8 protein-coding genes and 1 tRNA gene are annotated in these 15,361 nt (G+C 68.2%); all 9 read right to left on the bottom strand.

Translation table 11 applies throughout. From position 1 onward, the window contains the following. Positions 1-23: 23 nt before the first annotated feature. The 9 genes from N2652_09375 to N2652_09335 all read right to left on the bottom strand — a co-directional run bounded on the left by N2652_09375 (position 24) and on the right by N2652_09335 (position 15,355). On the bottom strand, positions 24-812 hold the full coding sequence (locus tag N2652_09375) for an ABC transporter ATP-binding protein (protein MCX7819398.1): 789 nt from the start codon (positions 810-812) through the stop codon (positions 24-26). Next, a complete protein-coding gene (locus N2652_09370) occupies positions 809-1,834 on the bottom strand; it encodes an iron ABC transporter permease (protein ID MCX7819397.1) in 1,026 nt (341 codons plus the stop codon). The genes N2652_09375 and N2652_09370 overlap by 4 nt, the downstream gene beginning before the upstream one ends. 58 nt (positions 1,835-1,892) lie before the next feature. Then, positions 1,893-3,950: a putative Ig domain-containing protein gene (locus tag N2652_09365; GenBank protein ID MCX7819396.1), complete on the bottom strand. Its 2,058-nt coding sequence runs from the start codon at positions 3,948-3,950 to the stop codon at positions 1,893-1,895. A gap of 59 nt (positions 3,951-4,009) precedes the next feature. Next, on the bottom strand, positions 4,010-5,545 hold the full coding sequence (locus N2652_09360; protein MCX7819395.1) for a cryptochrome/photolyase family protein: 1,536 nt from the start codon (positions 5,543-5,545) through the stop codon (positions 4,010-4,012). Further along, entirely contained in the window at positions 5,542-6,894 is a 1,353-nt protein-coding gene (locus N2652_09355; protein ID MCX7819394.1) for a sulfatase-like hydrolase/transferase, read from the bottom strand. Before N2652_09355 ends, N2652_09360 begins: the two co-directional genes overlap by 4 nt. Before the next feature lie 56 nt (positions 6,895-6,950). Continuing rightward, positions 6,951-7,027 (bottom strand) — tRNA-Arg (locus N2652_09350). 42 nt (positions 7,028-7,069) lie between these two features. Further along, positions 7,070-12,331 carry a lamin tail domain-containing protein gene (locus N2652_09345; GenBank protein ID MCX7819393.1) on the bottom strand — a complete coding sequence of 1,754 codons (5,262 nt, stop codon included), beginning with the start codon at positions 12,329-12,331 and terminating at the stop codon, positions 7,070-7,072. A gap of 127 nt (positions 12,332-12,458) precedes the next feature. Continuing rightward, positions 12,459-13,031, bottom strand: a complete 573-nt coding sequence (locus N2652_09340) for an HAD-IIIA family hydrolase (GenBank protein ID MCX7819392.1) — start codon at positions 13,029-13,031, stop codon at positions 12,459-12,461. Continuing rightward, complete coding sequence (locus tag N2652_09335; GenBank protein MCX7819391.1) at positions 13,028-15,355, bottom strand: TIGR03790 family protein; 2,328 nt, start codon at positions 15,353-15,355, stop codon at positions 13,028-13,030. Before N2652_09335 ends, N2652_09340 begins: the two co-directional genes overlap by 4 nt. Between the last annotated feature and the right edge of the window lie 6 nt (positions 15,356-15,361).

Here is a 15,361-nt window from a genome sequence, read left to right as displayed (position 1 = left end):
CAGCGCAGCGGACCGCGGCACCCTCAGGCTGAAGCGCGTCCTCGCACCACGATCAGCGGCGGGTCCCCCGGGCTCGTTCGGACCTCCGCCTCCACGCCGTAAACTGCCCGCAGCAGCTCGGCGGTTAGCGCGGTGGCCGGCGGCCCGTCCGCGACCAGCCTTCCGCGATCCAGCACCAGCACGCGGTCGGCGAAGCGAGCGGCGAGATTCGGATCGTGCATCACCGCCAGTACCGCGAGCGGCCAGTCGTGAGCCACGCGCCGCAGCATTTCGCCAATGCGCAGCTGCTGATGCAGGTCGAGGTGGCTGGTGGGCTCGTCGAGCAGCAGGATCGCGGGCTGCTGCGCGAGCGCGCGCGCGATCGCGACGCGTTGAAGCTCCCCGGCGGACAACTCGCTCAGCGGCCGGTCCGCGACCGCCGCGGTGCCGGTCATCTCCATCGCGGCCGTGACCACCGCCAGATCCCCCTGGCCCGGCACACCCAGCCACCCCATGCGCGCATGCCGCCCCAGCAGCACCAGATCCCGCGCGCGGAAACCCGGCGCGGCCACTGTCGCTTGCGGCACGTACGCGAGCTGGCGCGCGACCACCGCCCGCGGTAGGCGCCGGATCGGCCGGCCGTCTACCCGCACCTCACCGGACGTGGGCGCGCGCAGTGCGGCCAGACACCGCAACAGCGTGGTCTTTCCTGCGCCGTTCGGGCCCAACAGCGCGGCGAGCTCGCCCGCGCGCAACTCGAAGCTCACCGAATCGAGGATCGTCGCCGCGCCGGCACAAACGACCACCCGTCGTGCTTCGAGTGCCGCGTTCATCCACCGTCGGCTTCCGTTCGAATCGCGGATCTCAGCACGGCGAAAAACAGCGGCGCGCCGATCAGGGCCATCATCAACCCCACCGGCAGCCGGCCAACGCCCAGCCGAGCGCCAAGCCAGCGACAGAACGCGTCGGCCAGCATCATCCATACCGCCCCTCCCCACAACGACCACGGCAGCAACCGACGGTGATCTGGCCCCACCGCCCACCGCCCCAGGTGCGGCACCAGCAGCCCGACGAAGCTCACCGGCCCGGCCAGGGAAACCGCCGCCGCCGTCGTGACGCCCGCGGCAACCGCCGCCGCCCGCCGCACCGCCTCAACCGACACCCCCACCGACATCGCCGTTTCATCCCCCATGGCGATGGCGTTCAGCGGCGCCGCCTGCCCGCAGAGCACCACCGTTCCCAGTGCCAGCATGCCTCCAGCCGCCACCAGCAACACTGGCTCCACGGTTTCGGGCACCTCCCCCATCGTCCAGCGCGCAAACTCGTCGAGCTTCCACGGGTCGCTCCAAAGATATAGCGCCATAATGACCGCGCCGTTCACCACGTTCATCATCACACCGGCCAGTACCAGCGACCACGGGTCCCGCCACCCCCCCCGCCAGGCCACCGCGTACACGATCGCCCCCGCGGCCAGTGCGCCAGCCAGCGCCAGCAGCGGCGTCCGCCATGCGAGCCAGCCCGCCCCCCATCCCAACAGCCCGCCCAATCGCACACCGACGCCCGCTCCACTGGACATTCCCAGCAGGTACGGCTCGCCCAACGGATTACGCAGCAGCCCCTGCATCGCCGCGCCCGCGATTCCCAGCCCGCCGCCCACGATGCCTGCCGCCACCGCCCGAGCTGCTCGAAGCCGCCACACCGGGTCCGCCCAGGGCGACCCCGATCCCAGCGGCAACGGCCCCAGTCGCGTCGCCAGCCAGAACGCGGCCGCCGCCACCGCCAGCCCGCCCACCCATAAGCCCCACCACGAGCGCCACGTCAGCGGAGCGCCCCCCGCCTGTCCGATCCCGCTCATCGCCGCCGCGCACTATCCCAAAGCGGACGACTACGCACACGCCGCGACCACACCTCCCTCACTCCTCCAACACGACCGTGCCAAAGCGGCTCGGATCGGTTGCGTTGTCCTTCGTCCCCTGCCAGACCACCACAGACCGGGCGCCCTGTTCGCCGGCGCCGTCCACCAGCATCACATCCAGCCCGATCGTTCGCCCGGGCTCCATCGGCAAGGGCAGCCCGAGGCCCTTCCATGACACTTCGAACACCGCCAAATACCCCCCCTCGAGCTCCGCCGGATGGCACGCATGACCGAGCGCCGGTCCGATCATCGTCTCGCGGTGCGGATACCGCTGGCCACGCGGATAGGGCAGATACCGATCGTCCGCATTGTATGCCGACTCCCGGTTGTTGAACGCATCCAGACACAGGATCACGTGATCGCCGCGGAGCCGTGAGCCGCCGGGGAACCTGTCGTTCGTCGAGTCCTCCACCCGAACGGCCACATACAGCGCCTCCGCGGTCCATGCCACGTCGAACCGGCCCCCGACAGTCGTCGCTTCGCCCTCCACCCGTTTGTGGATCGGATACTGGAAACACCACGTGCGCTCCGTCACGAGCGCCTCCCGCGCCGGTGCGCTCGCCAAACGTCGCGCACGAGCGATCTCCCGTCGAGCTGCTCCGACCAACACGGCGAACCGCCGCTGCGCCCGTTCCGGTCGCGCGCTGTCGCCGTCCTCCGCAACCACGGTGAACTCGAAGCGGCCCTCGCGGCCCGGCGCGCCCCACAGCCGACCGTCCGGATCCAGCGTCAACCCGGGCGGCAGACGCTCGCCCTCCGCGACCGACCACCGCTGTACGCCGTTGCCACCCTCGCCGTACAGGCGGTGCTCCACAAACTCGCCCAGCGCCAGTTCCGGCATCGGCTGCTCCGGAATCGTCGGCGCACGGTCCGGTTCGACCACCAGTGCCAAGTGCGCGGTCGCCGTGGCGCCGGCGGCGTCGGCAACGCGCACGAGTAGTTCCGCCCGCGTGGCCTCCACAGCGGTTCCCGTGATCACACCCGCACGCGTGAGCATTAGCCCGGCGGGCAATGTCGCGCCGATCGTTGCCCACTCGTACGGCCCCCGGCCGAAAGCGGGCAGCAGCTCCATCCGGTAGGGCTCGCCCGCGACCGCCGGCCCCAGCGCGGGCGTGGCGACCCGCAACGGCGCCGACGACGTCACGCCACTGAGCGGATGCGTCGCGACGACCTCCCACACCGTCTCTTGAATCGTCCGCGCTGTCTCCGGCGAGATCTTTACGCCGTCCGCGCCCAGCCCAGGCCGTCCCTGGTAGCCGGCCACCGGCAGCCCCACCGGACTGCGTCGGAAGATGGTCGCGAAGAAAGTGCAGGCAACGAGATAGGAGCCGTCGTTGTTCACGTGAATGCCGTCGGAATAGAAGTCCCACGGCGTCCGATAGCCCGGCATCATGCCGGCCCGCATTTTCTGCGCCAGCAACTGCATCACGTGACCTGCGGGAATTAGTCGCACCGGCCGGCGCATCGCGCGCTCCGCGTTCAGCGAGACCACGATCAGTTCGTACTCATTGCGCAGCGACCGTTCTGCCAGAAGCTCGCGCCAGGGCGGTGGTGCGGCGGCGGCGCGCACGGCATAGGCGTTCGGGTCAGCCGCACGTGCACGGGCAGTGCGCTCCGGCCCGGCGAACGCCAGCTCCCAGTCGGCCCCGCGCCGGCGTCCGGGCCACTGCGCGTAGATCAGCACTTCCGCGGCCGGACTTCTCCGCGCGATTTCCTCGCAGAACCGCTGCGCATGAGGGAACTCGCTTTCAAACGGGTTGAACGGCTGCAGGGTGACGACGTCCCACTCAAACTCCCGCAGCGCGGTGGTCCACGGGCCGAACGGCCGCTCGGTGAAGCCGTTCGTCGCCCCCCACATCCAGCGGATCGGCGCGCCCGGAATCATGTGCCGGCCCCACACGACCCGTTCGCCGGCCAGCTGCGCCAATGCTGCAAACTCTCCGTACTTTAGCTCGTCGGTGAGGCTGTTGCCGATGTAGTAGATCCGCAGTGCCGTTTCCTCCGCACCGGCCGCGGTGATCGCCGCCATCACGATTGCCAGTCGAAGCGTCCGCATCGAGATCACTCCTTTCCGTCGAGATGTCGCGCTGCCGCAGTTCGCCCGCGCGGTGCCGCTCAGCTCAGCGAAGATCTCCACGACTCCGCCGCCGCGAACACCCGCCGGCGGCGCTCGCGGTCGAGCCGTTCAAACTGCCGCGCCAGCATGCGAAGCCGCGGATGTCGCTCCAGCTCCGCGCGACGGCGCTCCACAAACCGCCAGAACAAACCGTCCCAGACTTCGCACCATCGGCCGGGCACATGATCGCTCATCTGCCGCAGATACGCCGACGCGCTGAAGTAGGGCTTCGTCGCCATCCGGCCACCATCCGCATACTGGCTCATTCCGTACACGTTCGGCACCATCACCCAGTCGTACGCATCCAGGCACATCTCCATGAACCACCGATAGACGGCGTCCGGCGCCACTTCGAGCATCATCATCGCAGCGCCGATCACCATCAACCGCTCGATGTGGTGACACCAGCCGAGCCGCAACAGGCGGCCAATCGCGCAGTCGAGCGGTTCAAGACCCGTCTGGGCGGTGTAGAACGCGCGCGGCAGTGGCGCGCGATGCCCCCAGTGGTTCGCGGTACGCATCGCGACGCCATAGCGGCGGTACATCGCGCGCACGAACTCGCGCCAGCCGAGCACCTGCCGCACAAAGCCCTCCACCGAGTTCAATGGCGCGCGGCCGGAGCGCCCGGCCTCCAGCACCGCCTCGAGCACCTCGCCGGGTCGCAGCAGCCCCGCGTTCAGCAGCGGGGACAGCACCGAGTGACACAGCACGTCGTGCCGCGCGGCAATCGCATCCTCGTACGGCCCAAAACCCGCGAGGCGGTGCTCAACAAAGTCGCCCAGCCAGCGGCGCGCACCGGCAGGGTCCGTCGGGATCCAAAGGTCCGCTGCGCGCCCCGGATTCGCGGAAAACTCCGCCGCGATCGCCTCCGCCAGCGGGCGATCCTCGGGACGCAGCGCCTCGCGCGGGACACACGGCGGCAGGCGGCCCCGCGGCCACCGACGGCGGTTGTCCGCATCGAAACTCCACCGTCCGCCCACCGGCCGGCCCGCATGGTCGAGCAACAGCCCGCGCTCACGCCGTTGCGCGATGTAGTAGTCCGCCAGGCGCGGCCGCGGATGCGCATCGAGCCATCCGTCGTTCCAGGCGTTGGACACCAGAAAGGCCGGCGTATCCAACCATTGGACATTCGCGCCGGTCTCGCGCGCCGCGCGGCGGATTCGCCGTTCGAGCCAGTCATCCACCGGATCCACGATCCACCATCGAGTGATGCCCTCGCGGGCCAGCGCGGAGAGCGCCTCGACCGCAGTCACGCCGGCCGCATGGCGAATCAGCCGCACCGCATAGCCGTTGCGCCGCAGCCGCTCCTCGAAGCGGCGCATCGCAATGCGGTGAAACGCGAGCTTCTGCTGGTGGAACCGCGCCGGCGCGTGCGGGTCGCCGAAGAACAGCGAATCCTCGATCAGCACCACCGGCCGGCCCCGCTCGACCGCGGGATGCCGCTCGAAGAGTTGATGGGGGAACACGATCGCCGCATCGCCACGCGCGACCTCGACGTGCGGTGCGCTCGCCCGCTCGGCCCTGGCGGCGGTCATTGCGGCGCAGCGGCGTGCCCTCGGCCGAGGTCCGCGGCCCACAGATCGTGCGCCCGCCGCAACCGCGCGACGAGCTCCGGTTGCCGCGCGGCAAGGTTCTGCCGTTCGGCCGGGTCGGACCCGAGGTTGAAGAGCCACAACCCCTCCAGACGCACCGGCGGCACCTCGCCGGTATCGTGCGGATTCGCAATGAGCTTCCATTCGCCCTCGATTACCGCCCACTGCTCTCCGTGTTCGAAGTGCAGCACACGGGTGGGCGGCGGTTGCTCACCACACAGCACCGCCGCGAGGCTGACGCCGTCCAACCGGCGCGCCGGCAGCGGCACGCCGGCAAGCTCCGCGAGCGTCGGCAACCAATCCACCGCGTGCGCGGGTGCCGCGATCACCCGACCCGCCGGCACGCGGCCGGGCCACCGTACGATCGCCGGTACGCGGATGCCGCCCTCGAACAGGCTGAACTTCGCCCCCCGGTGCTGCCCCGCCGACCCGCCGCCAAAATGGGCTCGCTCCTCGCGGGAGTGGCCGTTGTCCGACTGGAATACCACGATAGTGGAGCGGGCGAGGCCAAGCTCATCGAGCCGGTTCAGCAGTCGGCCGATTCGCTCGTCCATCGTTGACACGACCGCCGCGTACAGGTTGCGCGGGTACGGCAGCTGCGCGTAGCGACGCAGCCACCGTTCGTCGGGCTGGTAGGGGTAGTGCGGGAGATTGAACGCGACATACAAGAACCACGGATGGTCTCGCCAAGATCGCAGCAACGCCTCCGCCTCGTCAACAATGAGGTCGGGAAAAAAGCGGCCGTCCCGGAGGATTTCCGCGCCGTCGCGGTGCAAATCGTGACGGTTTGGCCCTTCCCAGTAGAAAAAGTGTGACCAGTTGTCAATGCACCCACCCATGTGGCCGACGGAGACGTCGAACCCTTGCGCGTTGGGCATCGTGTCGGGGGTGTAGCCGAGGTGCCATTTGCCCAAATGCGCGGTGCGGTAGCCGGCCGACCGGAACACCTCGGCGAGGGTCAGCTCGTCGCCTGGCATGCCGGCGCGGCCACGCTGGGAGCTAACGTTGGCGGGCACGCCCGCGCGCCGGGGCCATCGCCCGGTCAGCACGCTGGCACGAGACGGCGAGCACACCGGCGCGGCCGCATAAAAACGTTCGAACCGGGCGCCCTCGAGCGCCAGGCGATCGAGTGCGGGGGTCTCGAGGTCCGTCGCCCCGTAGCCGGCGACATCGCCGACACCTTGATCGTCGCTGAGGATGAGCAGCACGTTGGGGTGCCGCGGCGCCGCGTACGCAGCGACCACCACGAACGCCAACGCAAACACGCCAATCAGCGAGGTTCGCCCCTTCATCGCGCTGTAGCTCACCACCCGGGGGCGCTCCCTGACCCTCCACCCGCGCCGCGGCGTGGCGTACCTGGCAGGAGTCGAACCTGCAACCCCCAGATCCGTAGTCTGGTGCTCTGTCCAATTGAGCTACAGGTACGCAGACCGGCTCATTATCCGGCCCGGCTGGCGCACCGTCAAGTTAGGGGACCTCGAGCCATGCGCGAACGCGCTGGATACGAAATCTCCCGTTTGTCAGCACGACCGGCAGTGGCACGGACAACCAGCGGTTCGATCCAATCAGCTCCTCCGCCCCGGACACCGCGGTCCACCCGCCGGTGGACCAGCCCGTCGGCGCACCCTCGACCGCATAACGCCGCTGGAGCCCCTCATAGCCCGCCCCCGTCGCCGCCCGGCCGAAAAACACCACCGCCGGTACTCCATTCGAGAGAGTGATCGAGATGCGAAACAGATCGTTGGAGTCGGCCGGATCGGTGCCGGCCAAATATTCCTCGGTATCCGACATCCCGTCGCCATCACGGTCGAGGCCCGGCGGCTCAAACCGGTCCGGCGCACGTCCCCGCGCCGCCTCCCAGCGGTCGGGCAGGCCATCGCCATCGCTGTCCTCGCGGGGCTTCGGACCGGCCGCGCCGCCGGATGGGCCCGCCGTCCAGTTCGCGGGATCATTCCCAAACTGCGCGAGCCGGATGCGGCGGAGACTCTCGCCCGCCCCGGACAACACCGGCCACGGCGCTTTATCGTTGTACTCGATCTCTTCCACCGTCTCGTACGGCTGCGCGGCAGGGTCAAAGGAAAGGGGGCGTTCGAGCCGGAGCAGATCGCCCGCATTGTCGAGACGGCCGGTGAACGGACCGTACACCGGATAGCTTTCGGGCAGACCACGCATCGCGCGGAACGCGGCCGGATTTGTGCCGGTGAGCACAAACGTGTCAAACGCCCGCGCGACCGCGCCTGAAGGAAACACGAAGGTTCCGGCGCCACGGAAACGCCATCGGTTCGTGGGCGTAGCGGGATCGAACAGCGGGACGTTCGTCGGCGCAAGACAGTAGAACTCCACGTGCTCCGGCACCGCGCCGGTGGGTGCGTACAGAATCTCGGAGATCACAATCGGCCCCACCCGCGGTCCCGCGTTCGGGGCACCGGGCGTCGGCCACTTCTGGATCACGAACACCTCCCGGCCGTCGCTGCGCACATGTCGGCCGAAGGTGGTTTCCCGGTCCGAGGCGCCAAACGAACGAACCTCCCGGTAGCCGGTGGGATTGCCAAACTCGTCCCACGCCGAGGACAGCACCGCCTTCTCGCCGTACTCGCTGAACGAGAACGCGTTCGACGCGCCGGCCGCACCGAAGTGATTTGTGGTGTTGAAGACGAGAAAACCGCCCGCCGGCAGCACGGTGCCGTCGGGTATTCGGTACTTGAACGGCTCGGATTCGCTGTCGCTCAGCCACCATCCGCCAAGGTTCAGGTTGGAGCTGGTCGTGTTATGGAGTTCCACCCAATCGCCGACCGGGGAAGTGTCGGTGTGGGCGAGAACCTCATTGATGACGACCGAACCGGGCGGCGGCACATCGCCGAGATCGGGTCCGCCGGGGCTACCGCCGAGCTTCGCGCTGGCGGCCCACCCCTCCCGCCGGCCCCACATCTGCCGGTCCGCGTGGATCGCCCGGATCACCAGCGAAAACCCTTCGCCATCGGTTTGCGGGTACCAGTCGTCGTCATAATCGAAGGAGTGGATCGCGCCAAAGTACGCATGGCGCAACTCGAGGCGTTCGCCCGCATTGTCGAGACGTCCGGAGAATGTGCCCGCGATCGCGAGCCCGTTGGTATTGAATCGAGCTGCAAACGCGGCGAGGTCCTGGACCACCAGCACATACTGACGGGGCCCCAGCCGGGTGACCGCGCCGGTTGCAAACGAAAACTGGATGCCGGCGGTGAACGAGAGGGGCCAGAGCTCCACCGGTCGGTCACCGGCATTGTAGAGCTCGACGAACTCCCACGCCGCGTTGCCGGGCGGGTGATACATGATCTCGGTGATGTAGATCGGCGGCGGGTCCTCGGTGGAATACACGCCCTCCGTCAGCGCGCTCCACTCGCCACCGGGCGAGCGCACACGCGCAAGCAGCCGCGCCGGTTCGGTAAGCACAACGCCATTGGTGTAGAGCGTGCCCGCGATCGCCCCTCCGGGCGCGCGCGGATCGGTTCCGTCCAGCGTATAGTACACCGCGCCACCGGCGTTCGTGTTCGCGATCTGCACCACCGTGCCGTTCGACACAATCCCCGGCGGCGTCAGCAGCAGCGGCGGTCCCGTCGCAGGCCATACCAGGTTCGTCACAAACTGTGTGAACATGTGCGGCAACCGATAGCTGATCCAGTTTGTAAAAACGGTCATGTGCGCGTTGGTGATCCCGCTGCCGCGCACGTAAATGATTAACGGATCCGCCTCCGCCTTCAGCTCGAGGAACCGGCGCATCGCGTTGTTCGTCGTGAACGCACCATTGTTGAAGAAATGACGATGGATGCGATCGGCCATCAGCAACCGGAACTCGGGGCTTGCCCACAGCGCCCGGTACAGGATCGCCGCGCGCGCCGCGGTGCTCCGGTTGGTCATGCATTCGTAGAGAATGTCAAAGCGGATGTCGTTCTTGAAATTCATACCGAAGGCGCCTTCGGCATCCCACATGTAGAACCGAAACCGGCCGCGGGCGGACCGTTCGCGCGCCATGTAGTAGTTGTTGTGCGGCCAGTCCCAGGTCGCGCCGTAGGCGTTCGCGAGGATATAGTCGGCGAGATTCGTCGGATCGAGCTTCTCGACGATGGCCAGATAGTTCGACAGCACCGCCATGTTGCTGTTCGTCGCCTGCTGGATCAGGGCGGTCAGCGCCACCGCGTCGCCCTCGGTGACACCGCCGTGGCTGATGATGTCCCACCGCCCCGTTCCCCCGTGCCAGTACTGCAGGTAACCCACGTCGTACCGCTCAACGGGATTGTAGTAACAGCGAAAAATGCCATTCACATACAACGCCGCAATGCAGCCCACGCTCGAGGGCTGACCGGTGTCCGCATACAAACGCCGCATCAGCTCGTCGCGAATGAACGGGCGGTCATAGTCATTCTTCCCGGCCCGGAGGCGAAGACTTTCGTACGGACGCACCGGCCACAAAGGTGCATTCAGCGAGATCTGCCAGGGCTCCTCCCCGTACATGCTCCGGAAGTAGGTGTTGAACTGCGGCTTCGACGTCCATGAACCGTACCAGGTGCCGGTCATCTGCTGCAGCTCGTACCGCGACCGGGCGTGGTTGCTGCCGGCGATCCGGACGCCGGCATCGGTCTGTTTCACCGCATTGCTGGCCGGATCCCACCATTCGATCGAAATCACGCGTTCGTACGCTCGGCCGCGCTTCAGCGGGATGTTGTAATCATCCAGCGACGTCGCATTCCAGAGACCGCCGCTCCACACCCCGCCGACGATCGCCATCACTCCGTTGGGCTTGTGCCATGCTGTCTCCCACGGGCCGGCCAACAACACCGCCGGCGAGCCACGCAGCAGTGCCGGCGGATTGACCAAATACGACCGGGTCACCGTCGGCGAGGGGATCCAGCCGGCCAGAAATGCGCGGGCGCGCAGCGTCGCGGTCGTCGTCAGTGTGAACGGACCGCTGTACGCGAAGCCATTCGTCAGGTCCGGCTCCTCGCCATTGATCGTCACCCGGATCGTCGCGCCGGGCACCGCGGAGGTGATCGCGACCGTGAGATTGTTCGTGTAGAGACCCGCGGCGGGCACAAACCCGGGCGGCGCGAGAATCCCCGGCCAGGTCGGGCCGGCGTTCGGCTCGCCCGGCGTCGCGACCTCGAAGTACCGCCAGCCCCCATGCGATTCACTCCACCCGTAGCTGTAAAACGGCGACTGCGGCGGAAATCCGGGAGCTATTTCACTCACCACATTTCCGCTCGCGTCGTACAGTCCCAAGTATTCACCGTGTCGGCTCAGGCCAAAACTCGTGTGCAGCGTTTTGGAGGGATCGCGCAGGTTCCGGCCCGTGCACAAAACGACGAGATAGCCGCCCGGTGGAATCACCACCCCGGCCGGAAACGTCCATCGCGCCGGCGCGCGAGGATCGTCCGTGAGGCTCCAGCCGCTGAGCGAGACCGGCGCGGTGCCGTCGTTGTACAGCTCCACCCAGTCCGCGAAGTCCGGCTCCAACGGCTCGGGGTCATCTTCTCCCTCTTCCTCATCGCCGCTGGCGAGAGGCGCGCGCACGCCGACGAAATAACGCCACAGGTCCCCCGCCGCGACCAGCGTCGGACCGCCTCGCAAACGCAAATACGGGATCATCGAGAGGTCCGAGCTCGTTGCGCTGGTGTTGTGCGTCTGGATCGCCAACAGGTTGGTACCGGCCACCAGAAAGTTCGACGCAATACCGACCGTGATCGTCACCGGCGCCCCCGCCTCTCGGCTGCGGGTCGCCGGCATGTTGTAGGGCACCAGCATCCCCACCGAACCCAGGTTCGACCTCGCAATCTCGACGCCGTTCAGATACGCGACAAAGCCGTCGTCGAAGTCCACCTGAAACTCGAGCAGGTTCGTGGAGGCGGCGGTCGCTCCATCCACCACAAACGCGCGCCGCATGTACAGCGAGACCGCCTTGCCGTACATCTGGTCGTACACATCAGTCGCGTCGTCGCCATCGCCGAAGCCGATGCCCCCCGGACCGACCGGCCAGCCGGAGTCCGGAAAATCCGGAAGCGTCCATTCGAGCCCCCACATCGTCCGTGCCACCTGCGCGACCTCCGGAATCCCACCAGATGGCTCGGTGGTTCCAAAAAAGCATCGCCAGGCCTGATTCGAGGGCACCAGCGTGACGGTCCCCGTCGGCGCCAGCAGATGCAGCGACACCGCGGCCTTGAACGACACATTCGTGAAACCATGCACCTGCACGGCCAACACGTTCGTGCCGGCGCCGAGCAGATTTGTCGCCGCACCTGGCAGATACGTCTCGTTTGTCCCTGAGAGGCGCCAGTTGTAGGCGGGCTGGTCACAGTAGGCGAACGAGTTGCTGGGTCCCAGGTTCCGCCGCGCCACCTCGCGGCCGTTCAAATAAGCAATGAATCCGCTGTCGTAGTCCAACGTCAGCCGCACCGTGCCGCCGCTGGTCAGCAGCGCCGGCGCAACCACAAACGAACCCCGCAGGTACATCGTCAGCGAAGCACCGCTGAGCTGGTCGGCCACGTCGTTGTTGACGTTCACCACGGTGGAACCAAAGCCGAACGAACCGGTGGCACTGAGCCAGTTCGTCGCGATGAATGCCGGCGACATCCAGGGCACTCCGGAACCAAGGCGGGGCACACCGTTGCTGTCGGCCTGCAACAGCCGCGCCGACGGCGCCGCCATCAGTTCGGTGATCCGTACCGCGGCGATGACTCGCTCCCCCCTGGCGGCAATCATCGCAGCCGCAACGCCGGCTCGATAACAGAACCATAATCGATAGCTCACGATGGGCCCACTATCGCACCCGGTCAGCTCCCTCTCAAGACCGTTCGCGCCGGCGAGGCGTGGCCAGATTGCCTCCCGTTCAGGAAGAACTCCCGCGGCAACCCTCACCCCACGCCGGCAGCTGGCGCCGAAGCAGCTCCACGAGCTCCCGCATGTTCGGCACACAGTGGTCTGCCCCGACGGCGTCGGCCTCTGCCCCGACCTTCACCGTCACCGCGCAGCCCGCACGCCGACCGGCCTCGATGTCCTTCGCGGAGTCACCGATCATCCAGGAGCGGCGCAAATCCAGTCGATGCCGGTCGGCCGCCTCCAGCAGCATGCCGGGATTCGGCTTCCGCCGCGGGTCGTCGTCGGTGACGGCCGTACAGACCAGGATGTCCGTCAGATCCAGACCCGCCGCGCGCACCGCCGCGATGAGATTGCCGTGAATCCGATCCAGCATCTCACGCGAAAAGCGGCCCAGTCCGACGCCCCGTTGATTCGTTACAATCACCGCCGCATACCCGCGCTCGCGCACGATCCGCAGCGCGTCCAGAAACTCCGGGATCAAATGGAAATCCTCCGGCCGCTCGACGTATCCCGGCCCGGGACTCACGTTCACAATGCCGTCGCGATCGAAAAACACCGCGGGGCGCGCCCGGCCGGCCTTCATCGCGAGACCCTCCGCCAGACCGACGTCCATCCGTCGCTGATGCGCGCAACGAGCTCGTGTGCGTCCCCCGCCGCGACCGAGCGGCCCCCCTCGCGGAGCCGCTCCGCCGGAAGTTCCGCCAGACAATCGGAAATCGTCACCGCAGCATCGCCGGCCGCAAACCCGACACGACAGAACGGGCGGGCGCTCGCAGCCGGCCAGCGGCACTGCAGCGTATCGTCGGTCCAGCCCTCCAGTGCGCCGTCCTCGGCAACGCGCAGCATCATCCGGACCTCTCCCCCGGCCAGGGCCGGCCGACCGCGAGACACGCGCACGGTCAGATTGCTCTCGGTTAGCGTGCCGAGCACCCATGCGCACTTCTCTTCGCTCCAGCCGAAACACCAGACCACGCCGGTGCCGCCATCTCCGAGCACCGCCGCGGAAACACCCGGCCCCGGCGGCGCCGCGGTGGGCCGCCAGAGTGCCGCGGCGGCCCGGCACATCGGCGCGTCCGCGAGCGCGATCCGATGCAACGGCTTGGGCACGGCGTCGTTCGCACGGGGCCGCATCGCATCGGGAGGGTTCAACGCGATCGGCACCCACCAGCTCCACACGAGCGGGTCCCCATCCGGATCCTCGGCCGGCAGGACCCAGCGTCGCTCACCCTCCCCACCAGCCAGCATGGCCCGCCCGACGCTCGGCGGTCGGTTGCGCGCAACAATGCGCACGCGCACCGGCGCGGATCGGGCCAGCGTACCGTCCGTATACGCCGCCACGGCCTGCAGCTCGACGGGCCCCGGCCCGCCGGGCCATGTGCGCACCTTCAGCTCGCGCGCCGCACCCGGCCCCTCCGCCACCTTGCGCGCCCCCGCAAACAGCGCCACCGCGGACGGCGCGCCGCCCGCTTCCAGAAGAACCGTCGTACCCCGACGCTCGTCCACCTCCGCCCCCTCCGTAGGCGAGAGGATGCGCACGCGGCGCGATGGCGGCCCCCATTCAAACCCGGTCTCCGCGAACGCCTGCACCCGCACGTCACCGCCGCGGTAGAGCACCGCCCGCAAGCGGTGATGGCCGGGCGCCAGCGAGGAGGCCTCCAGTCGCAAAAGGGACGATTGCTGCAACGCCACCGTCCGCCCATCCAGCAAAAACATCACCACATCGTCCTCTGCCTGGCCCCCCTCCACCTCGAGCTCAAATGCCAACAGCTCCGGCCGGTTCTCCTCTTTCTGGGACAACCGGACCTTCGGCGGGGACGCTCGCGGCGCCAGCAGCGGGTCGCCCACAATGAACAACTGCAGCGGACTGGCGACCGACTGATAGTAGGCTTCCAATGCGGTGCAACCGCGGGCGAGGTGCGCGAACAGCCGCGCGGCGGGGAATTTCATCCAGATCGAGTAGGGCTCGGTCACCGTGCCCGCCGCGGCGCTCGCACCGGCCCGCAGCCAAGCCGTCAGCTTCGTCTGCGCCGCACCGTGAAACACCGCCCCGAAACTCGTCAGGTGGTCCGCCACCGCGCCGGGTAGGAACGCGGCGATTCGCGACGGCTCCGGCGCCGCCGCGCCCATCATCAGACCCGCGACGTCGCTGGCGCCGGCCGGAAAGTTCGACGTGACCACCGTGCGGACCCCGAGCTCGCGAATCTCCCGGGCCGCGTCCTCAATTTGCCACTGCCGGCAGCGCGCGCGAATGTCGGTACCGGTCACCAGGTAGACGGTTCCGGACGCCCACGCGGGCCCTGCCGCGGCCGACCGACGCAACAACGCCAGCGCGACGTGGCGGGGCAGACCCCGCGCGCCGGACCACGTCAACGACATTGCCGGCATCAACGCCGCCGCGGCGGGATGCCGCTTCAACTGATCGAGCGTCGCCGTCGGCAACGCGGGTCCGCCGGGCGCCGGCGGACCTCGAAAGAGCGCAGAGATCCAAAGGCCCGTCGCGATCAATCCTCCGCTCGGCAGCTGACCGCCTACCAGCGTCGCGCCGTGGAGCGAGACCGGCGGGGCACCGCGCACCCGTACGGGCAGATCTGCGGAATATACGAACGCCAGAATTCGGTCTTCGATGCCGCGGGCCCGCATCGCGGCAAATACGGGCAGCCGGATGTGCCGCTCAAACTCCTCCAGCGAAAGATCTCCTTCCGCCCGCAGCGCGGAATCCGGCACCTCGACACCAACCAGATTCTCCGGCGGCACACCGCGGAGCACCGCGTACTCGCGCGCCAGCTCCCATGAGTCGCGGGATCGCTCGTTGACGACCACCAGCAGCTCGTGAGGGCCGAGCGCCCCCGCGGCGCATCCCACCAGCCACACCGCTGTCACCAGCTTCAGCTGTCCACCTCTGGTCATTGCAAC

This window comes from Kiritimatiellia bacterium, from assembly GCA_026417735.1.
GTDB lineage: Bacteria > Verrucomicrobiota > Kiritimatiellia > PWTM01 > PWTM01 > CAACVY01.
This window is presented reverse-complemented; position numbering and strand designations above follow the sequence as displayed.